Annotated in this window: 17 protein-coding genes; 10 read left to right on the forward strand and 7 right to left on the reverse strand. The window is 58.9% G+C overall.

Going from position 1 to position 19,781, the window contains the following annotated elements; all coding sequences use genetic code 11:
• The first annotated feature begins 29 nt into the window (after window positions 1–29).
• Both ACN28R_RS06345 and ACN28R_RS06350 read left to right on the forward strand, forming a co-directional pair.
• Entirely contained in the window at window positions 30–1,607 is a 1,578-nt protein-coding gene (locus ACN28R_RS06345) for a class I adenylate-forming enzyme family protein (protein ID WP_095833939.1), read from the forward strand.
• Window positions 1,588–2,349 carry an SDR family oxidoreductase gene (locus ACN28R_RS06350; RefSeq protein ID WP_095833940.1) on the forward strand — a complete coding sequence of 254 codons (762 nt, stop codon included), beginning with the start codon at window positions 1,588–1,590 and terminating at the stop codon, window positions 2,347–2,349. The genes ACN28R_RS06345 and ACN28R_RS06350 overlap by 20 nt, the downstream gene beginning before the upstream one ends.
• Window positions 2,350–2,375: 26 nt before the next feature.
• On the opposite strand, the gene ACN28R_RS06355 is transcribed toward ACN28R_RS06350, so the two are convergent.
• Window positions 2,376–3,515 (reverse strand): amidohydrolase, encoded by a 1,140-nt coding sequence (locus tag ACN28R_RS06355; RefSeq protein WP_095833941.1) that lies wholly within the window; start codon window positions 3,513–3,515, stop codon window positions 2,376–2,378.
• 318 nt (window positions 3,516–3,833) lie between these two features.
• On the opposite strand from ACN28R_RS06355, the gene ACN28R_RS06360 reads away from it, so the two are divergent.
• Together ACN28R_RS06360 and ACN28R_RS06365 are read left to right on the forward strand one after the other, a co-directional pair.
• A complete protein-coding gene (locus ACN28R_RS06360; protein ID WP_310794036.1) occupies window positions 3,834–4,508 on the forward strand; it encodes a TetR/AcrR family transcriptional regulator in 675 nt (224 codons plus the stop codon).
• A 247-nt stretch (window positions 4,509–4,755) separates the two neighbouring features.
• Window positions 4,756–5,676, forward strand: coding sequence for a 4-hydroxy-tetrahydrodipicolinate synthase family protein (locus tag ACN28R_RS06365; RefSeq protein ID WP_095833942.1), 921 nt, complete (start codon window positions 4,756–4,758; stop codon window positions 5,674–5,676).
• Window positions 5,677–5,813: 137 nt separating this feature from the next.
• Here ACN28R_RS06365 and ACN28R_RS06370 read toward each other — a convergent pair whose 3' ends face one another.
• The 6 genes from ACN28R_RS06370 to ACN28R_RS06395 all read right to left on the reverse strand — a co-directional run bounded on the left by ACN28R_RS06370 (window position 5,814) and on the right by ACN28R_RS06395 (window position 13,167).
• Window positions 5,814–7,073 (reverse strand): D-amino acid dehydrogenase, encoded by a 1,260-nt coding sequence (locus tag ACN28R_RS06370; RefSeq protein WP_095833943.1) that lies wholly within the window; start codon window positions 7,071–7,073, stop codon window positions 5,814–5,816.
• 64 nt (window positions 7,074–7,137) lie between these two features.
• The gene (locus ACN28R_RS06375) at window positions 7,138–7,917 is read right to left on the reverse strand and encodes an SDR family oxidoreductase (protein WP_095833944.1); all 780 of its coding nucleotides are present in this window, start codon (window positions 7,915–7,917) and stop codon (window positions 7,138–7,140) included.
• Window positions 7,918–7,938: 21 nt separating this feature from the next.
• Window positions 7,939–9,630 carry an ABC transporter ATP-binding protein gene (locus ACN28R_RS06380; protein WP_095833945.1) on the reverse strand — a complete coding sequence of 564 codons (1,692 nt, stop codon included), beginning with the start codon at window positions 9,628–9,630 and terminating at the stop codon, window positions 7,939–7,941.
• Window positions 9,627–10,541 (reverse strand): ABC transporter permease, encoded by a 915-nt coding sequence (locus ACN28R_RS06385; protein ID WP_095833946.1) that lies wholly within the window; start codon window positions 10,539–10,541, stop codon window positions 9,627–9,629. Before ACN28R_RS06385 ends, ACN28R_RS06380 begins: the two co-directional genes overlap by 4 nt.
• Window position 10,542: 1 nt before the next feature.
• Window positions 10,543–11,529, reverse strand: a complete 987-nt coding sequence (locus tag ACN28R_RS06390) for an ABC transporter permease (protein ID WP_095833947.1) — start codon at window positions 11,527–11,529, stop codon at window positions 10,543–10,545.
• 51 nt (window positions 11,530–11,580) lie between these two features.
• Complete coding sequence (locus ACN28R_RS06395) at window positions 11,581–13,167, reverse strand: ABC transporter substrate-binding protein (RefSeq protein ID WP_095833948.1); 1,587 nt, start codon at window positions 13,165–13,167, stop codon at window positions 11,581–11,583.
• A gap of 577 nt (window positions 13,168–13,744) precedes the next feature.
• On the opposite strand from ACN28R_RS06395, the gene ACN28R_RS06400 reads away from it, so the two are divergent.
• The 6 genes from ACN28R_RS06400 to ACN28R_RS06425 all read left to right on the forward strand — a co-directional run bounded on the left by ACN28R_RS06400 (window position 13,745) and on the right by ACN28R_RS06425 (window position 19,769).
• On the forward strand, window positions 13,745–13,933 hold the full coding sequence (locus ACN28R_RS06400) for a hypothetical protein (protein ID WP_095833949.1): 189 nt from the start codon (window positions 13,745–13,747) through the stop codon (window positions 13,931–13,933).
• Window positions 13,934–14,178: 245 nt separating this feature from the next.
• Entirely contained in the window at window positions 14,179–15,021 is an 843-nt protein-coding gene (locus ACN28R_RS06405; protein WP_095833950.1) for a MetQ/NlpA family ABC transporter substrate-binding protein, read from the forward strand.
• Complete coding sequence (locus ACN28R_RS06410; RefSeq protein WP_095833951.1) at window positions 15,018–16,199, forward strand: methionine ABC transporter ATP-binding protein; 1,182 nt, start codon at window positions 15,018–15,020, stop codon at window positions 16,197–16,199. The genes ACN28R_RS06405 and ACN28R_RS06410 overlap by 4 nt, the downstream gene beginning before the upstream one ends.
• Window positions 16,171–16,833, forward strand: a complete 663-nt coding sequence (locus ACN28R_RS06415; RefSeq protein ID WP_095833952.1) for a methionine ABC transporter permease — start codon at window positions 16,171–16,173, stop codon at window positions 16,831–16,833. The genes ACN28R_RS06410 and ACN28R_RS06415 overlap by 29 nt, the downstream gene beginning before the upstream one ends.
• 108 nt (window positions 16,834–16,941) lie before the next feature.
• A complete protein-coding gene (locus tag ACN28R_RS06420; protein ID WP_095833953.1) occupies window positions 16,942–18,159 on the forward strand; it encodes a M20 family metallopeptidase in 1,218 nt (405 codons plus the stop codon).
• Window positions 18,160–18,203: 44 nt separating this feature from the next.
• Window positions 18,204–19,769 carry an ABC transporter substrate-binding protein gene (locus ACN28R_RS06425; protein WP_095833954.1) on the forward strand — a complete coding sequence of 522 codons (1,566 nt, stop codon included), beginning with the start codon at window positions 18,204–18,206 and terminating at the stop codon, window positions 19,767–19,769.
• The last annotated feature ends 12 nt before the right edge of the window (window positions 19,770–19,781 follow it).

A 19,781-nucleotide genomic window follows, 5' to 3' on the forward strand; every position in this document is an offset into this window, starting at 1 on the left:
CTCGGCCATGGCCGTGCTGAGGAATTATCATGACTTCCGACATTAAAAATCTTGGCGACCTTATCGACCGCCAAAGCGATTTGCAACGTGACGCCATTATCGATTTACGTGACGAGGCATCGCCGCGGATCTGGAGCCATCAGCAAATCGACCTGCTGTCCGGTGGCGTGGCGAGTTTTCTCACCAGCCTCGGTCTGCCGCGCGGCAGCACGGTGGGCATCGCTTCGCTGAATCGGGCCGAATATTTGGCGGCGTATTTTGGCATTATGCGTGCCGGGCTGGTGGCGGTACCGCTGAATATAAAAGTGCCGACGGCCACGCTTGAGTATCTGCTGGCGGATGCGGGTATCCGTCTGGTGTTCGTCGATGACGCCCGGCACGCCATTCTGCAAAAAGCGAATTTGCCTGCGGCTATGACGTTGGTTAATTTCGACGGACAGACGGCCGAGGGTTTCTGGCGGCGTATTGTCCCGCAGACGTTTGACAGCGTGGCGCCGGCCCCCGGCGATCTGGCGATGATCCTGTACACCTCCGGCTCCACCGGTCGTCCCAAGGGCGTGCCGTTGACCCATGACGGACAGCTTTGGGCGCTGCGCGTCACCCGCAGCGGCGGGGTAGAGCCGGACGGCCCGCAGGCCCGCTATCTGCTGGCGCAGCCGCTATTTCATATGAACGGTCTGTTTCTGGCCAAACGGGTCTTTGCGGCCAATGGTCTGTTGGTGGTTTTGCCGTCTTTTGACGTGAAACGCTACGTGGATGCGCTTTCGCGTTACCGGATAAATATCGTCACCGCGGTGCCCACCATGTTCGCCCGCCTGGTTGGCGACGGCCGTTTACTGGAAGGGCATGATTTTTCCGCGCTTAGCAAACTGATGCTGGGCTCGGCTCCGATGTCGCTTTCGCTGTTGGCGCGTATTCAGGCCGCGTTTCCTCATGCGGTTATCACGCACGGTTACGGTACGACGGAGGCGGGACCGGCGGTGTTCGGACCGCATCCCGACGGTATCCCGACTCCGCCGCTGGCATTAGGCTATCCGTTGTCCGCAGACGAGGTGAAGCTGGTTGACGGCCCAACGGAAAATGACGGCGTGTTGTGTATGCGCAACCCGGCGGTAACGCCTGGGTATCACCGGCTGCCGGAAAAAAGCGCGCAGGCGTTTCATGACGGCTGGTACTACAGCGGCGATGTGATGCATCGTGATGAGCAGGGGTTCTATTATTTTACCGGGCGGGCGGACGACATGTTTGTCTGCTCGGGAGAGAATATCTTTCCCGTTGAGGTGGAGAAAACGTTGGAGTCGCATCCGCTGGTGCGCCAGGCCGCCGTGGTCCCTTTGCCGGATGATGAGCGCGGCCAGATGCCCGTCGCTTTTGTCGTACTTCATCCGGAGCATGTCCTCGCCGCTGAGGAACTCAGGCAGCACACACTGCGTCATGGCCCGGCCTATCAGCATCCCCGGCGCATCGCTTTTATCAATGAACTTCCCTGGGCGGGAACCAACAAGGTGGATCGCCATGCCTTGCTGCAATTAGCCCGGGAATTGGAAGCGCACAACACCTGGGCTGCTCCACGGCGGGAGGTCGAAAATGGCAACCGACATTCCTAAGATTGCGCTGGTGACCGGCGCAAGCCGTGGGATCGGCCGGGCCATCGCACTTGCGCTGGCCGCTCAGGGCGTAATTGTGGCGGCGCATTTTCATCACCGGCGGGAGGAAACCGCCCAACTGGTTGCGCAAATAGAACAGGCCGGCGTTCAGGCATTCGCTGTTTCCGCCGACCTGGACGATCCGGACGGCGCGTTCGCGCTTATCGGGCAATTACGGTCGGAGCTTATCCGTCGCTACGGCGAGCCGGGATTTGATATTTTAGTGAATAACGCCGGCCTGGGCGGTCGTGCGACGATTGCTGAAATTACTCCGGCGCAGCTTGACACAATGTTGCAGGTCAATTTCGTGTCGCCTTTTTTCCTGATTCAGCAAGCGCTTCCTCTGCTGCGCGATGGCGGACGAATTATTAATATATCGTCGATGAGTACCCGCGCCGCATTTGCGGATATGGCGGCTTATGCCCCGGCAAAAGCGGCGCTTGAAACCCTGAGCGTGTTGTTGGCCGGCGAGTTGGGGAAGCGGGGGATAACGGTGAATGCGGTGTTGCCGGGGGCGACGGCTACCGAGATGAACCCGCGCGCCCGCGATGCGCAATCCGCCGCGCTGATCGCGCAGAGCGTGGCGCTCGGACGGGTGGGGCAACCGGAGGATATTGCCGCGGTGGTCGCTTTCCTGGCCAGTGAGGCCGGAAGATGGATCACCGGTCAACGTATTGACGCCAGCGGTGGTCAGCGCCTGTAACCGGAAGAGCCGCCCCCGCTCGCGGTTTATCGCTGCGCCAGTTTTTGCAATGCTTTGCCCGCCAGAAGATTAAAGTAGTTCGCGGCGGGTAGGATGGCGGCTTCGTCGGGGTTAAACCGCGGGTGATGCAGGCCGAATTCGCTGGCCGATCCGATATTGACGAATACGCCGGGAACATGATGCAGATAAAAGGCGAAATCTTCGCCGCCCATCTGCGGTTGCTGATCGCGTACCCGATAACCGGCTTCTTCCGCCACCGCCTTGCTGAAGTCCGCCCATTCTCGGCTATTGATGAGCGTGGGCGGACCGGCGTGCCAGCGTAGCTCCGCTTGCGCGCCAAACCCGGCCGCGATATTGCCGATCAGCGTGGCGAGCTTTTGCGGGATGGCCTTTCTGATTTCCACGTCGTGGGTTCGCACGGTGCCTTCCAGCTCCACCCGTTCAGGCAATACGTTCCAGGTGTTGCCGCCGCTGACCCGCGTGACGCTGACCAATACCGAGTCCAGCGCGCCGAAGCTGCGGCTGGGCAGCGTTTGTAGCGCGGTTATGAGTTGTGCGGCGACCACGATGCTATCCACACCTTGCTCCGGGTAGGCGGCGTGCGCGCCCTTGCCGCGCACTAAAATTTCGAAGCGATCGACATTGGCGTGCATCGGGCCGCTGCGCGTGGCGAATTCGCCTACCGGCAATCCAGGGGCATTGTGGCCGCCAAAAATCGCGCTGACCCCTTGTAATGCGCCTGCGTCAATCAACTGATTGGCGCCATTGAAGGTTTCCTCCGCCGGTTGGAACAAAATGCGCACGTTGCCGGCCAGTTGCGATTCGCGCGCTTTAAGCAATAGGGCGGCGCCCAACATGATTGAGGTATGCACATCGTGTCCGCAGGCGTGCATTACGCCCTTATGGCGGGAAATGAATGGCTGAGTCGTCTGCTCATCAATGGGCAAGGCGTCGATATCCGCACGCAGGGCGATGGTGGGGCCGGCATGATGCCCGATCTGCGCGACTACGCCGGTTTTCAACGGCAGCGGCAGAATACCGATGCCCGCTCCGCGCAGCCATTCGGTGATTTTTTTTGTGGTCCGGTATTCATTATTTGAAAGCTCCGGATATTGATGCAATTCCCGGCGCCAGGCGATGAGTTTTTCAGCCAAGATATCAGTCATATATCAGTTTTTTATAGGAAAGGAAGGAAATAAAAAATTAACAACCGGGCTATTATTGGTCAAAGGTTTATTCCTGATAAGTTAATACATTAAATAGGTTAAGTGATTTTTTGCCGAAGCCCGACATTCTGCATGACGCCGCTATTTTCACCCTGTTAAGGTTCTATTTTCCGCAGCGGCGGAATTCAACTATGGAAAGTTAAAAAAAGCATTTCAAATAGTTGTTTTAATCTCTTTATGATGTGCCATCGGCTATTTGGCCTGCGCGACGCCAGCGCAGGCCAATATTGATATTTACCTCCGAAGGAGAATCACAACGTGGCAGAAATCAAAGCAGAAGCGGAAATCAGGGAGCCGGATGTCAGGCAAAGGATCTTGAACGAAGCGATCAATATTTTTGCCAGTAAGGGCGGGGAACTGACGACGATCCGCGAAATCACCGAAGCGACGCGCGTCAATATCGCCGCGGTGAACTATTACTTCGGCTCAAAGGACGGCCTGTTGAAAGCCGTACTGAATACCGTGCTGGATCCGCTGAACGCGATGCGTATCCGCCTGCTGGATGCGGTGGAGGAGAGATATCGTCAGGAAAAGCCGCCGATCGAGGCGGTACTGGACGCATTGCTCCGGCCGCTGGTGAAAAGCGCACGCGCACCGGACGGCGGGCGCATCGCCGTCCGGCTGTTGCAACATCTGCGCGCTACGCCGCGCGAATCCGTCACCGCGCTGGTATCAGACAAGTTTGATCATGTCGCCGCGCGTTTCTTTGCGGCATTTGAACGCGCCGCGCCGCAGCTGACGCGGGCCGAGATCATTTGGCGCTATGAGTTCGCGCGCGGCGCGGCCATGCATGTGCTCGCCGATTCCGATCCGCAGTCGGGGCGGTTGGCGATCATGTCTCTCGGGCTGTGTAACAGCGACGATGACGATGAGGTGCTGGCCAATGTGCTGCGTTTCGTGGTGGCCGGCTTTAATGCGCCGTCGCTGAAATGATGCGCCTTGTAACGCGGTTCCACCCCAACGTTCCTCTTCACAGGGGCTGTCTCTTATACACAAACGCAGGGGGCTGGCGTTTGAGCCCCCTATGTCGGGCGCGTGCTACGACGTGGCATGAAAATGGCGGCATTGGGGCGCACGAAACTGTCTCTGAATCTGCATAAAAATGTGACTAAGAGACAGTGACAAGAGGAAGGTCGGGTGGGGGGCTAATTAAAGTATGACGAGTATAGGAGAGGCAGCGATGAGTAACGAGTTGATTACGGGGTCTTTTGTGGCAATTATTACTCCTTTCAATGAAAACGGCACGGTCGACTATGAAGCGTTTCGCGCCTTATTACATTTTCAGGAAAGTAACGGCACGTCGGCGGTATTGATCATGGGATCGACGGGAGAGGTTTCCCTGCTGTCTCCTGAAGAACGAAAAGAGATTATCCGGCGTACGGCGCAGTTCAAAACCGGCAAGATGAAAATATTTTATGGCTGCACGGGAAATAATACCGATGCCAGTATCGACTATGTGAAATATGCCCGCGAACACGATGCCGATGGGGCCATTTTGGCCGCGCCTGCCTATATTTGCGCCAGCGAAGACGACATCGAACGCTATTTTCTGGAAATCGCGGATGCCACGGATTTACCGCTGGGGATTTATAATAATCCGCCGCGGGTGAAAACCGATCTGCACTGGAACTCGCTATTACGCATTTTTAAACACCCCAATTACGTTATTCATAAGGAATCCACCACGCGCGTGGGGCAGGTGGCGCAGGTTCTGGCGGGCAACCCCGATGTCTCCGTCATGTGCTGCGATTCGCCCAATCTGGGGCTGGTGGTGCCGACCATGTCGCTGGGCGGGCACGGTACGGCGAATATGACCGGCAACATCGTCCCCGCCGAACTGGCGGAGATTTCCCGCCCCTGGCGGGAACCGGGCGATGCCGAGCGCTTTCGCGCGGCCTATCAACATCTTTTGCCGCTGCTGCACTACACCTATTCGGCCATTAACCCGGTGGCGGTGAAGTCGCTGATGCGCGCGGTCGGGCTGCCGGCGGGCAGTCTGCGTCGTCCGCTGCGCGATCTGCAAGGCGAGGCATTGCAGCGCGGCGTCGATATCGTCAGGCAGTTGGGGCTGGCTGAAAAGTATGGCTGGTCTGCTGCTTAGCCGCAAAGCAGGCGGGGGCGCAGCTTCCGCTGGCGGCCCGGTGTTGCTGCGATTCCCGCCTGCGCGGGAATGACGAGGTAAAGGGCGGAAATGACGAGGTAAAGGGCGGGAATGACAGCGATGAATTCCGCCCCGCGTCACCGATGCCGATCCAGCGTCAGCCCCTCCAAATCGATCTCGGCCGGATTGCCGGCAATCGCGTCGGCGACCAGACGTCCGACGCCCGCTGCCTGAGTCCAACCGCTGGAGCCCTGGCCGCAGGCCAGAAACAGCCCGGCGAACGGGGTCTTGCCGACGTAGCCGGGGCCGTCCGGCGTCATCGGGCGCAGGCCGCACCACGGCTGGATGTTGTGATAGTTTCCGGCGTTGGGGAACAGCGCTTGGGCGGTAGCCGCGACGAAGGCGCAGGATTTGTCATCCGGCAGGGTGGCGTAATCGTCCACTGCGGCGATACCGGCCACCCGCAGCCGGTTGCCGAGCCGGGTGATCATCACCTTGCGGGATTCGAACATCACCGACGAGCGGGGAGCAGCGGCGGAATCATCGATATCCAGCGTGACGGAATAGCCTTTAACCGGATAGATCGGCAGCCGGATGCCCAGCGGCCTGACCAGCCGGGCGGCGTCGCAGCCCAGCGCGACTACCACCGCGTCCGCCGTCAGCGCGCCGCGGTCGGTCTCGACGCCGACGATGCGTTGTCGGCGTCCGTCCTGAGTCAGGCGGGTTATCGTGGCGCCGAAATGGAAACGCACGCCTTGCCGCTGTAGATGTTGCGCTAGTTCCTGGGTGAACAGGGCGCAGTCGCCGGTTTCGTCGCCCGGCAGGTGCAGCCCGCCGGTCAATGGGATAGCGGCCTGCGCCAGCGCCGGTTCAATCGCGCTGGCCCCGGCGGCGTCCACGATACGGTGTGCGACGCCGAACTCCGTCAGCACGCGGGATGCCTGAGCGGCCATATCCAGCTCTTGCTGGGTGCTGAACAGCTGCAGCACGCCCAGCGCCTGCTGTTGGTAATGGATGCCGGTCTCTTCGCGCAGTTCGCGCAGACAGCATTGACTATACTTGGCGATGCGCTGCATGCGCGCCTTGTTCGTCCGGTAGCGTTCGAGCCGGCATTCGCGGGCGAATAGCCACAGCCAGCGCCACTGATTCACATCAAGACGCGGACGCCATTTCAGCGGCGCCTGCTCCTCGAACAGCCAGCGCAGCGCCTTCGCCATCATGCCCGGCGCGGCCCAGGGGCCGGAAAAACCGGGGCATACGCCGCCCGCGTTGGCAAAACTGGCCTCCTGTCCCGGCCCGTCCCGGCGGTCGATCAGTTCCACCTCGAACCCTTGCCGGCGCAGATACCAGGCGGTGGTGACGCCGATCACGCCGGCGCCGAGTACAATCACTTTCATGGCTATTTTCCTGTCTGAGATGAAATGGGAGCCGGTTCATGCCGGTACGGCGCGCGGACCGAAGCTAAAAGACGCCGGGATAGCCGCCGCCGTCGATGAGCAGATTCTGTCCGGTGATGAAACCGGCCTGGCGCGAACACAGGAAGGCGCAGGCGGCGCCGAACTCTTCCGCTTCGCCGTAGCGCCGCGCCGGATTAGCCAGGGCGCGTTCCTGCCGGATCAGCGCTTCGTCGCGGCCGGTTTGCCGCGCCAGTTCCTCAATGTGACGCCATTGCCCTTCGGTGGCGAAGATGCCGGGCAAAATATTGTTGATGGTGACATTGTGCTGGATCACGGTGCGCGCCAGCCCGGCGACGAAGCCGGTGAGTCCGGAACGGGCGCTGTTGGACAGCCCCAACTCTAACTGGGGAATTTTGACGCTGCGCGACGTGATATTGACGATGCGGCCAAAACCGCGCGCCGTCATGCCGTCGACGGTCAGGCGCATCATCTCAATCGGGCCGAGCATCATACTGTCAAGCGCCGCCAGCCACTGTCGGCGATCCCACTGACGAAAGTCGCCGGGGGCGGGGCCGCTGGCGTTATTAATCAAAATGTCGGGTTCAGGGCAGGCCGCCAACGCGGCCATGCGCCCCTGTTCCGTGGTGATATCGGCCACCGTCGCGGCCGGCGACGTGCCGCAGAGCTTGCGGATCTCCTGCTGCGCCTGTTGCAGACTGGCGGCGGTTCTGGCCAGCAGCGTCACCTGCGCGCCTTCCCGCGCCAGCTGTAGCGCGGCGGCTTTACCCAGTCCGCGGTTGCCGCCCCAGACCAGCGCTTTTTTGCCTTCAATGCCTAAATTCATCGCGGATGCTCCGGTTGATTATCAGGCCGTAGCCCGCTGTAATGGGGCCGCATGTCGCTGGCCGCGCGGGACCGCGTCAATCAGCAGCCGGGTGTAGGGATGCTGCGGCTGTTGCCAGATCCGGCGGTGATCGCCGCTTTCCACGCAGCGCCCGTACTGCATCACCATCACCCGGTCGGCGATATAACGCACCACCGCCAGGTCGTGAGAGATGAACAGCAACGACAGTCCCATATCGTTTTTTAGCTCCACCAGCAGGTTGAGAATCTGGGCCTGGATGGAAACATCGAGCGCCGAGACCGGTTCATCGCAGATGACCAGCCGCGGCTGTACGATCAGCGCCCTGGCGATGCCGATGCGCTGGCGCTGACCGCCGGAAAACTCATGCGGGTAACGGTCCAGGCTATTCTGCGCCAGCCCGACGCGATCGATCATCCGCCGGACCCTGCGCCGGCGCTCGGCCTTATCGCCAATACCATGCACGATCAGCGGTATTTCAAGAATATGGCGGATATCGTGACGGGGATTGAGCGAGGCATAGGGATCCTGAAATATCATCTGCACCTGGCGGCGCAGCGGCTGCAACTGCGACTCCTTCAGGCGGGTAATGTCCTTACCGTCGAGGATCACCTGCCCCTGCGCGGACGGCAGCAGGCGCAGGATGGTTTTCGACAACGTGGACTTGCCGCAGCCGGATTCGCCCACCAGCCCCAGCGTCTCGCCGGGAAAAATATCCAGCGACACATCGTCCACGGCGGCGATGCGGCCCTGCGCCGTCTGGTATTCGGTGCGAATATTCTTCAACGATAGCAGCGCACGCCCCGTCCGGTCAGGCGTGCGAGCGGGCAGCGCCGGCGGCGTGAACAGGGTGAACGTCGGCTCGCCGTTTTCCGTACCGTGGCGGATTTCCGCCAGCCGGCCGGTGTGATAGTGCGTATCCTGTTCCATATGCAACGACGTCGCGAGCAGCCCTTGCGTATAGCGGTGCGTCGGCGAGGCGAACAGCTGCGCCGTCGGCGCTTCTTCCACCTTGCGGCCGGCGTACATCACGGCGACCCGGTCGGCCCAGCGCGCCACCAGTCCCAGATCGTGGGTGATCAGCAACAGACTCATCGATAGCTCGCGCCGCAGGCGATCGAGCAGCTCAAGGATCTGCGCCTGAATGGTGACATCCAGCGCCGTGGTGGGTTCGTCGGCGATCAGCAGGCGGGGCTGACAGGCGACCGCCATGGCGATCATCACCCGCTGGCGCTGGCCGCCGGATAGATTATGCGGATAGTCGTCGATGCGCCGGGTCGGCTCGGGAATTTTGACCAGATCGAGCAGCTCGATGGCCCTGGCGCGGGCAACGGCCGGCTTCAACGACTGATGCAGCCGCAGCGTTTCTTCGATCTGTTTGCCGATGGACAGCACCGGATTGAGCGAGGTCATCGGCTCCTGAAAAATCATTGAGATGGCGTTGCCGCGCAGCCGGCGCATTTTTTCCGCGGGCAGCGCCAGCAGATCCCGTCCTTCAAACAGGATGCGGCCGCTGATGCGCCCCGGTTCGGCGATCAGGCGCATCAGCGACAGGGCGGTGGCCGATTTGCCGCAGCCGGATTCGCCCACCAGCGCCAGAGTTTCTCCGTGCTGAATGGTTAGGTTTAAGCCGCGCACCGCCTGATGGCCGGGAAAGCTGACGTGCAGATCCTGAATATCCAGTAACGGCGTCATGCGTTTCTCTCCCGCAGGCGTGGGTTCAGCGCATCATTGAGCGCATCGCCCACCAGATTGAGTGATAACACGGTCAGCACCAGCACGCTGCCCGGCAATGCCGTCAGATACCAGGCGCTGCGCAGCGATTCGCGTCCGGCGCCGATCATCGAGCCCCAACTGACGCGGTTGGGATCGCCGAAGCCGAGGAAAGCGAGCGCCGATTCGATCAGAATGGCCGAGGCTACCATCACCGAGGTGGTGACGATAATCGACGGCAGGGCGTTCGGCAGCATCTCCTGCAGGATGATGCGCAGGCTGGAAAATCCCTGGCTGCGGGCGGCGAGCACGAAGTCGCTTTCACGCAGCGTGCGAAACTCGGCGCGCACCAGACGCGCGATGGTCGGCCAGGAGGCGATGCCGATGGCGGTGGAGATCAGCGTTACCGACGGCTGGCCGATGGCTACCAGCACCACCACCAGCAGGAAGGTGGGGAAGGTCTGGAATAGTTCTGTGATATGTACCAGCACGCTATCGATGCGGCCGCCGAAATAACCGGCCAGACTGCCTACCAGCGTACCGATGAGCAGGCTTACCAGCACCGCGCAGAAGCCAATCAGCAGCGATACCTGCGCACCGTGGACGATGCCGGCGGCGACGTCGCGGCCCAGGGAGTCGGTTCCCAACGGGTAGTTGGCGTCTTGTCCCGGCCACAGGAACGGCTGCGCCGCCATATCGAGGGGATCGCCGGGATAGGCGAAAGGAGCGATCATCGCCATAAGAAACACCGCCAGAAGCAACAGTAACCCGGCCAATCCGGCCGGATTGCGCAGAAAGTCGCGGACCGCTGGCGGCAGACGGAAGGTTTTCTCTGGCGGCGGGATAATGCCGTTGGCCGGCGCCGTGGTGCCTTCAGCGTGCGAGTTTTTCATATCAGCTTACCTTGATACGGGGATCGAGCCAGGATTGCAGCAAATCAACCAGCACGTTGGCGATAATGACCAGCAGGGCGGACAACAGCAGTACGCCAAGCAGCACGTTGAAATCACGCGCCAGTACGGCGTCCAGCGCCAGACGTCCTAGCCCCGGCCAACTGAACACGGTTTCCACCACCGCCGCGCCGCCCAATAGGTTGCCGAAATGCATGCCGGCGACGGTCGTGATGGGCAGCAGCGCGCAGCGCAGGATATGACGCACCGTCACCGCCAGCGGCGCCAGTCCCTTGGCGTGCGCGGTGCGGACAAAATCCTGCCGGCTGATTTCCAGCATGGCGGCGCGGGTCAGACGGGCGTAGATGGCGATGAAAAAGCTGCTAAGCGCCAGTACCGGCAGCGCCGCGTGGCGCAACATATCCTGAACGTAGGCCCAGCCGCTCAGGTCGGCGCCGATAGTGATATTGCCGCCGCTCGGCAGCCAGTCGAGATGGACGGAAAATACGATAAGCGCCATCAGACCAATCCAGAAACCGGGTGTGGAGTAGAGCAGCAGGGCCAGCAGCGACAGCAGACGATCCGGCCATTTCCCTGCCCATACGGCCATGATGACGCCCAGAACGATACCGACGATAACGGCGGTTATTTGTGAAAGCAGCATCAAAAACAGCGTGCCGGGCAGGCGGGATAAGATCAGCTCCATTACCGGCGCGTTATAGCGTGGAGAAAACCCCAGACTGAAATGCGCCAGGTTATTCAGGTAGCGATACAACTGTTGCAGAATCGGCAGGTCGAGTCCGAACTGGCCGCGCAGTTGGGCCATGGCGTCCGCGGTGGCGCCGCCCGATTCGCCGGCCAGCACGTCCACGGCGTCGCCCGGAACCAGCTGCAGCAGGAAAAAAACCACGATAACGATACCGATGGCGGTTGGCAGCGCATGGAGTACCGTGCGCCGCAGGACGCCCCATGTTCGGGAAAATTTACTCATCGTCTTCCTTTTGCGTTTATCACCGTTTACCTCGGCAGGGGGCGATGTGGCCTACTGTTCCAGCCAGACGTCGGCCATGGAACCATTGACGCCCTGGATATCGGTCAAGTGGTTGTGAACGCGCGGGTTGTAGAGGGTCAGACGTTTAAGCTGCAACAGGTTTAGGTCGGGTAAGTCCGTCATCACGATGCGCTGGAACGCTTTATACAGCTCCGCCCGTTTGGCCGAATCGATCTCCACCGCGGCCTGCTCCAGCAGGCGGTCGACTTCTGGATTGCTGTAGTGGGAACCGTTGCCGAAGGGCACGCCGGGCTTGAACGCCTGCGACCAGTACAGGCGCTGCACGCCTACCGCCGGATCGAACAGGTTGGAGATGGAATGGTTGGTAAAATCGAAATCGCGGTCGGTATACACCCGCTTGATATAGGTGGCGAAATCCTGCGAACGGATGACGACGTCGATCCCCACCTTGGCCAGCGCGGACTTAATATATTCCGCCACGCGCTTGAAACCATCGCCGTACGGCATGTAGTCGTGAGTCAGGCGAAAACGGATACCGTTGGCCTGACGAGGGAAACCGGCTTCATCCAGCAACTGCTCGGCCCGTTTGATATCGAAAGCATAGGGCGAGGGCGTATTGTCGTGAAACTGGGCCAGTTCAGGCGTGATGGGCGTCGGGGAGTTGACCGCATAGCCGTACCACACCACGTTTTTCAGCACCTCGCGGTTAATGCTATGCGCGATGGCCTGGCGCACTTTCAGGTTCTTCAGATAGGGATTATCCAGGTTGAACTCGATGCGGGTCTGGGTCGGACCGTAGCCGTAGCCGCCGGTTTCAATACCCAACTTGCCGTTGGTCTTGATGCGTTCGATTTCGCTTAGCGGCACCGGAGATTCGCTGCCCAGATCGAGCGCGCCGGTTTCGAAAGCAATGGCGCGGGTGGCCGCGTCGGGAATAAATTTCACCACCAACTGATCGATATAAGGTTTCGGGCGCTCCCAATAGTTCGGATTGCGCAGGTAGATGATATGGCTGCCGCGCACCCACTCTTTAAAAATAAACGGGCCGGTGCCGATGGGCGCGGCGTTGTGCGGATTGCTGCGGATATCGGTCCCTTCATACAGGTGACGGGGGACAATGGGTGCTTCGTTGGCGGAGAAAGCGCTGATGAGATAGGGCGCAGGCTGCGACAGTTCGACGACGGCGGTATAGGGATCGGGCGTTTTCACGTCGCTGACGCTGGCGAAGGTGCCCTGGCCGCGGGAATTGTATTTTTTCACCGCGAGAATGGAAAAGGCGACATCGGCGGAGGTGAAGTCTTTACCGTCGTGCCACTTGACCCCCTGGCGTAAATGGAAGGTATAGCTTTTGCCGTCCGGGCCGATCTCCCAACGGGTGGCTAACTGCGGTATCGGCTTGAGATCGAAGTCATAGCTCAGCAGTCCCTCAATCACCTTGGCGTTGACCTTCAGGATCGGCCCCGCGGTGTTGACCAGCGTGGTCAACACCGGCGGCTCCGGCTCCACCAAAAAATTCAGCGTACCGCCGCGCTGCGGTGTTTGCCCGTCCGCCTGAACGTTGGCGATGGCGAACGAACTGATTAAAAACAGCAGCGGGAGGACAATTCGTTTGTTCATCTTTTTCGGCCCTGTCGTCATCCAGGCATGTCATATGCCGGCGTGTGCTAACAAACTCGCCGGTGAAGCCGAGATACCCGGGGCGACCACGGGGGTGAGGCGTCCCTGCGGGAACCTCCCCCCGCGTTTCCCCTAAATAACAGGCTTTACCGACAGTCTGAGGCATGTCATATGCCTTTATTTTGAAATAACTGTCGTCATCGTATTGGAACGGTTATTTAAAACGAACGTTTAAATTTAGCTATGCTTGGCTAAAAAATGCATAATCGGCGCGCGCGATGGCGAATCGGCAGTTAGCGGGGAATAAACCGGTGAGAAAACTCACCGCTTGCGCCGGGCCGGCGCTTTGTCCTGCAACTCGAATTATTTAGCATATCTATTGATAATAACAGCGGAAAACTTCATTTGATTAAAGCGATTCTGGTGATAAAAAAGAAGTTAAAAATGAGATAATGCCGGCAACGTTTATTCGTCTTGTGCATAACCAAAGCATAAATAATCACTTCGTTTTTTACGGATATGCGCTTAACTGGGATGGTGTATTCAGGTTGGTTTGCAACGCAAGGAGAATGGCAATATGAAACTCAACTGGTTTACCGGAATATTGGGTTCATTACGCGGCCAGGCCAATCGCTTAGCGCCGTCCGGGGTGTCCGCGCCGGATAGTTCGGGCGTAACGGAAGTCATTCTTTCTATGGGATATATTTATGGCATCGAAACGGGATATGTTTATCTGGTACCAGTTCGAACGGAAACGCAACAGTAATTACCGTCGCCTGGTTCGCCAGAGTTACTGGAATGAACTGTGCATTGGAAAACGCGGTAATCCTTATTTCTAAAATTAATCATCGTATTTTTTAGGTTAACTATTCCCCCTGATAAGGGGGACACATTAATAACAAGGTTTCGAACTTTTTCAGCAATCCGAATAATAATACCAGCCAATTTTTAATTGTTTTAATTTAAGGGGTATTAGCAAGGATATATTATGCTGATGAGGAAATATAAATAATGAAAAGCGGCAATATAAGAGTATTCGGCAGGGGATGCGCGGGCGTGCTGCTGGCATTGGCGCTGGCAGCGGCGGCCCAGGCGGCGGAGGTAGTGAAGATCGGCTCCACCGCCGGCGCGACGTCCGATGCCATACTGGCAGCCATCGACGACGCCAAAGCCCAGGGTATTGACGTGCAATTGGTGGAATTTACCGACTGGACGCTGCCGAATGAAGCGTTAAACAACGGCGATATCGATCTGAATTTTTTTCAGCACGAACCGTTCCTGCAAAACGCCATCAAAGAACGCGGTTATAAGCTACAGAATATCGGTTTCGGACTGCTCCAGAATATCGGCATCTACTCGAACAAGATAACCGACCTGAAGGATGTGCCGGATCGGGCAAAAGTCGGCGTGCCTAACGATCCGGTCAATCAGGGGCGGGGACTGCTGCTGTTGCAGAAGGCCGGGCTGATCAAACTGCGCAACGGCGACGCCACTGACGCGACGCTGGATGATATCAGCGAGAATCCGCATCAGCTGCAATTCTTTGAGATCGAAGGACCGCAGCTGATTCGTTCATTGCAGGATCTGGATTTGTCCGTTGTCTGGCCCTCCTATTTCTTCAATGCCGGCACGCCGCAAAAGGCCAGTGAAGCGTTGTTGTACTCCGGGGTAAGCGATAGCTACTACGCCATGCGCTTCACGGCGCGCAGCGATCGCGCCAACGATCCGCTATTGAAAAAATTTGTCGAGATCTACCAGAACTCCTCGGCAGTGCGCAAAATGATTGCCGAACGTTTTAATAACGATCCTAATCTGTATGCGTTGCCCTGGCTGAAGGATGGACAAAAGCCATGAGGCAGGCGGCTACGGCATTGAAAGCGGCGCCGGTTTTTCTGGATAACGGGGCGGACGCGCATCCCGCCGGCGTACCGCTCTCCGTGGCGAAGCGTCGCGGCCGTGGCGCCGGTTCGGTGACATTCGATAATATTTCCCGCATTTACCGGTCATCCAATGCGTCGGTAGAGGCGCTGCGGAACATTAGCCTGGAGATCCCCGCAGGCTGTGTTTTCGGCATTATAGGCCGCAGCGGGGCGGGTAAATCCACGCTGCTGCGTACCATTAATCGTCTGGATAAACCCACGACCGGCAAGGTTCTGATCGATGGCGTGGATATCGCTAAGCTGAGCGAGTCCGAACTGGTTAGCCTGCGCCGTCGTATTGGTATGATCTTTCAGCATTTCAATCTGCTGTCGGCCAAAACGGTGTGGGAGAATATCGCGCTGCCGTTGAAGGTGTCGGGCGTGACGAAGGCGGAAATCGAGCGGCGCGTCGCCGAGCTTTTAGCGCTGGTGGGGCTACAGGATAAACATCATGTTTATCCAAGCCGGCTCTCCGGCGGACAAAAACAGCGCGTGGGCATCGCCAGAGCGCTGGCCACCTCGCCGGAGATTCTGCTGTGCGATGAGGCCACCTCGGCGTTGGATCCCGAAACCACGCAAGCCATTCTGCAATTGCTGCGCGATATCAATCGCCGTCTGGGCATCACCATCATCCTGATTACGCATGAAATGAGCGTGATTCGGGCCATCGCCGATCGGGTGCTGGTATTGGAGCAGGGACGCATCGCCGAATCGGGGGATGTGTGGCAAGTATTCGGCTCGCCGCGGCACGAAGCGACCAAGGCTTTGTTGGCGCCGTTGCGGCAGGATTTGCCGGACGACTTACGCCGCCGTCTGCAATCCCAGCCATTGCCGGACGGCGTCGTCAGCGAACGGATTCTGCAACTATCCTACACCGGCGAGGGCGGGCTGGAGCCGGATTGCTCCCGTATCGCCCAGGTATTGCAGACTCCGGTTCGCCTGATACACGGCGGGATGGATCGCATTCAAGGCCATGCCTATGGCCGCCTGTTATTGGCGATGCCGGGCGATGCGCCGCTGCCTGATTTGGCCGGGCTTACGCAAGGCCCGCAGGCCGTTGCGCATCACATCGAGGTGATTGGTTATGTTCCTGTCGCTCACTATTCCATTTAACCGTTATATACAGGCGCTTCTCGATACGCTGACCATGGTCGGCGTATCCGGTTTCATCGCCTTTTTAGCCGGGATCCCGCTGGCCGTGACGTTGATTGTCACCGCGCCCGGCGGCTTTCTGCCGTCTCCTCGTTTCAACCGCATTGTCGGCGGCGTGATCAATGGTTTTCGCGCCACGCCTTTTATTGTGCTGTTGGTGGCGCTGCTCCCGTTTACCCGCTGGGTGGCCGGCACCACCATCGGTGTTTGGGCGGCCGTGGTGCCGATGGCGATTAGCGCCACGCCGTTTTTCGCCCGTATCGTCGAAGTCAATCTGCGCGAGGTCGATCCCGGACTGGTTGAGGCGGCCCAGGCGATGGGATGTAAAAAGTGGGACATTGTGCGGCATGTCTATCTGTCTGAAGCGCTGCCGGGCATTGTCGGCGGTTTAACCATTACGCTGGTGGCGTTGATCGGTTCGTCTGCGATGGCGGGAGCCGTGGGCGCGGGGGGATTGGGTGATTTGGCGATCCGTTATGGCTATCAGCGTTTTGATACGCAGGTGATGGTCATCGTCATCGCCGTGCTGATCGCCATGGTTACCGTGGTGCAATTGACCGGCGATCGGTATGCGCGTTGGCTTCGGGATCGCTGAAACGGCTTAATTAAAAAATGCATATAGAAAGCAAAAATCGGTACTTTTAATTATTAGATGCTCCGCGTTAACTATGAACCTCTGTTTCAATAACCGGGTGACAAGAGTATGGGCGCAGCATCGTTATTATCACGACTGGAAGAGAGCATCGAGCAGCACAGTGAAGAATATATTACCGTTTCCAGGGATATCCACGCCCATCCGGAAACGGGGAATAACGAATACTATGCCAATAAGTTGCTTACCACCCTTCTGACGAAAAATCAGTTTCAGGTCACGTCGAACGTGGCGGGGCATGAAACGGCCTTCTATGCGCTGAAAGAGAGCGGCAAACCGGGGCCGACGATTGCCTTTCTGGCGGAATACGACGCGCTGATTGATATCGGTCATGCCTGCGGTCACAACATTATCGGGGTGACCAGCGTGGCGGCGGCGATCGCGCTCGGCGAGGTCATTAACGATACCGGCGGGCGCGTGGTGGTGTTAGGCACGCCGGCCGAAGAGGGCGGGCTGCGCGGCAAAGGCGGCCCGAACGGCAATGTAAAGGCGCGTTTTGTCGAACGCGGCTTGCTTGAAGATGTCGATGTCGCGCTGATGGTTCATCCGTCCGGTAAAACGCGCCTCACCGGACCTTCGCTGGCCAATAATCATCTCTATTTCCACTTTTACGGCAAGCCGTCCCACGCCGGCAGCTCTCCCGATAAAGGCGTGAACGCGCTGGATGCGCTGGTGCTGCTGTATAACGGCATCAGCGTGTTGCGTCAGCAGTTGCCGGACGGCGTGCGGGTGCATGGCATTATCACCAACGGCGGCCAGGCGCCGAACGTCATTCCTGAATATGCCTCGGCCCATTACTACATTCGCGCCAAAACCCGTGAGGAAGTGATTGCGCTGGAGCCGCGTATTCGCGCCATTGCCGACGGCGCGGCGTTGGCGACCGGCGCCACGGTGAAGATTGAACATCAGGTCGGGCCGCGTGATTTTCGCATCAACCACCGGCTGAATGCGCTGCTGTTGGAGGAATTTACCGCGGTGGGGGAAACCGTCGATCTCGCGGACAAGACGGGCATCGCGTCAACCGATGCCGGGGATATCAGCCACGCGGTGCCGACGGCGCATCCCACCATCAAAATCGGCCCGGACGACCTGGTCGGTCATACCGTGCCGTTTCGTGAAGCGGCCAACTCTCCGCTGGGCTACACGGCGCTGATCGCCGGGGCGAAAGTGCTGGCGCGCAGCGGGCTGCGTCTGTTGACGGACGCGCAACTGCTGCAGGAAGTCAAAGACGAATTCGCCGGTCGTCTCACGGTTACGGACGCCGCCTGAATCCGCACCTCATTACAATGATAAGATAAGGGAGTTTCCCATCAATGAAGTGGTTTACTTTTCCCGCCGCCGCACTGTTGCTGGCGGCCAGTTTTCCCTGGGGATTAACGCAGGCTGAAACCGTCGATCGTGACGCCGTGCTGAATATCGCTTATGGCAAAAGGCCGGGCACTCTCGATCCTTACCTGACCACCAATAGCGCCACCACGGATGTGGTGCGCCATATCTTCGAACAATTGTTCACCATCAACGCCAAGTTCGAACCGGTGCCGGAACTGGTGGAAAGCTACACGCTCAGCGACGATCGTAAGGTTTACACCTTCGTGTTACGCGCAGGCATCCATTTTCATGACGGCCAACCGCTGACGGCGGATGACGTGGTGGCCTCGATGAATCGCTGGCTGGCGGTGTCGACGCAAGGCAAAGCCAACCTGCCGGGCGCGCAGTTCAGCAAGGTTGACGACCGTACCGTGCGGCTGACGGTGCAAACGCCGTCGCTGATTACGCTCAATGTACTGGCCGATTTGAAGAATCTGGCCGCCATCATGCCCAAACGGCTGATCGACGCTGCGAACGCCAGTAAAAAGCCGGTCAGCGAACTGATCGGCACCGGTCCCTATAAGCTGGCGGAGTTCAAGCAGGGCGAATATCTGCATCTCACCCGCTATGACGGCTACGTCTCGCGCAGCGAACCGGCGGACGGGCTGTCGGGGCAGAAAAAAGCGGATCTCAAGGATATCTGGTTCCGCTATATCACCGACGAATCCACCCGCCTGGCCGGCGCGTTGACCGGTGAATATGACGTTGTTTTCGACCTGCCGAAGGATAATATCGATGCGCTTAACAACGCGCGCGATGTTGAGTTATACCGGCCGGCGGCGGGCGGTTCGCTGATTACCTATCTGTTTAACAAGAACCGCGGGCCGTTCGCCGATGTGAGGCTGCGTCAGGCGTTCAATCAGGCGCTGGACGTGCATCAGGCGCTGCTGGCGGGTTATAGCGATCCGCGCTTTTTCAAAGAAGATTCCTCGCTGGGTTTTCCCGAACAGGTGGATTGGTACAGCGAAGCCGGCAAACCGTACTGGAACCAGCATAATCTCGACGACGCGCGCCGACTGGTCAAGGAGTCCGGCTATAACGGCGAAGAAGTGGTGATTATCGCCACCAAGGAGTACGCCGAACTGTATAACCTGGCGATTGTGGCGCAGCAGGTGTTGAAACAGATTGGCGTGAAATCCCGCCTTGATGTCTATGACTGGGCCACGGTGCTGCAGCGACGTCAGGATCCGTCTACCTTCGATCTGTGCGCGCTGGAATTCTCCATGCGTCAGGTGCTGCATCAGTATCCTTTCCTCGATTCGCGCGCCAAATTTCCGGGCTTGACTAATAGCCCGGAAATTGACGACACGCTGGACGCCATCAAACAGGCGCCGTCGCTGAAAGCGGCCAGACTGCTGGTGGATAAACTGCATTTACAGACCTGGACTTATCTGCCGGTGATCGTGCTGGGGCGCACCACACCGGATGCGGTGGCGATAAAACAGCGTGTCCATGGCTATTACGACCTGATCGGGCCGGTATTATGGAATGTCAGCATCGCGGCGCAGTAAACGGGGAAGATA

Origin of the sequence: Brenneria goodwinii (assembly GCF_002291445.1) — a bacterium.
Classification (GTDB): Bacteria; Pseudomonadota; Gammaproteobacteria; order Enterobacterales; family Enterobacteriaceae; genus Brenneria; species Brenneria goodwinii.

What these genes read in the sequence shown, in the direction of transcription:
- ACN28R_RS06345 (WP_095833939.1), top strand. Translation starts at nt 30, where the DNA reads ATGACTTCCGACATTAAAAATCTTGGCGACCTTATCGACCGCCAAAGC.
- ACN28R_RS06350 (WP_095833940.1), top strand. Translation starts at nt 1,588, where the DNA reads ATGGCAACCGACATTCCTAAGATTGCGCTGGTGACCGGCGCAAGCCGT.
- ACN28R_RS06355 (WP_095833941.1), bottom strand. Translation starts at nt 3,515, where the DNA reads ATGACTGATATCTTGGCTGAAAAACTCATCGCCTGGCGCCGGGAATTG.
- ACN28R_RS06365 (WP_095833942.1), top strand. Translation starts at nt 4,756, where the DNA reads ATGAGTAACGAGTTGATTACGGGGTCTTTTGTGGCAATTATTACTCCT.
- ACN28R_RS06370 (WP_095833943.1), bottom strand. Translation starts at nt 7,073, where the DNA reads ATGAAAGTGATTGTACTCGGCGCCGGCGTGATCGGCGTCACCACCGCC.
- ACN28R_RS06375 (WP_095833944.1), bottom strand. Translation starts at nt 7,917, where the DNA reads ATGAATTTAGGCATTGAAGGCAAAAAAGCGCTGGTCTGGGGCGGCAAC.
- ACN28R_RS06380 (WP_095833945.1), bottom strand. Translation starts at nt 9,630, where the DNA reads ATGACGCCGTTACTGGATATTCAGGATCTGCACGTCAGCTTTCCCGGC.
- ACN28R_RS06385 (WP_095833946.1), bottom strand. Translation starts at nt 10,541, where the DNA reads ATGAAAAACTCGCACGCTGAAGGCACCACGGCGCCGGCCAACGGCATT.
- ACN28R_RS06390 (WP_095833947.1), bottom strand. Translation starts at nt 11,529, where the DNA reads ATGAGTAAATTTTCCCGAACATGGGGCGTCCTGCGGCGCACGGTACTC.
- ACN28R_RS06395 (WP_095833948.1), bottom strand. Translation starts at nt 13,167, where the DNA reads ATGAACAAACGAATTGTCCTCCCGCTGCTGTTTTTAATCAGTTCGTTC.
- ACN28R_RS06400 (WP_095833949.1), top strand. Translation starts at nt 13,745, where the DNA reads ATGAAACTCAACTGGTTTACCGGAATATTGGGTTCATTACGCGGCCAG.
- ACN28R_RS06405 (WP_095833950.1), top strand. Translation starts at nt 14,179, where the DNA reads ATGAAAAGCGGCAATATAAGAGTATTCGGCAGGGGATGCGCGGGCGTG.
- ACN28R_RS06410 (WP_095833951.1), top strand. Translation starts at nt 15,018, where the DNA reads ATGAGGCAGGCGGCTACGGCATTGAAAGCGGCGCCGGTTTTTCTGGAT.
- ACN28R_RS06415 (WP_095833952.1), top strand. Translation starts at nt 16,171, where the DNA reads ATGTTCCTGTCGCTCACTATTCCATTTAACCGTTATATACAGGCGCTT.
- ACN28R_RS06420 (WP_095833953.1), top strand. Translation starts at nt 16,942, where the DNA reads ATGGGCGCAGCATCGTTATTATCACGACTGGAAGAGAGCATCGAGCAG.
- ACN28R_RS06425 (WP_095833954.1), top strand. Translation starts at nt 18,204, where the DNA reads ATGAAGTGGTTTACTTTTCCCGCCGCCGCACTGTTGCTGGCGGCCAGT.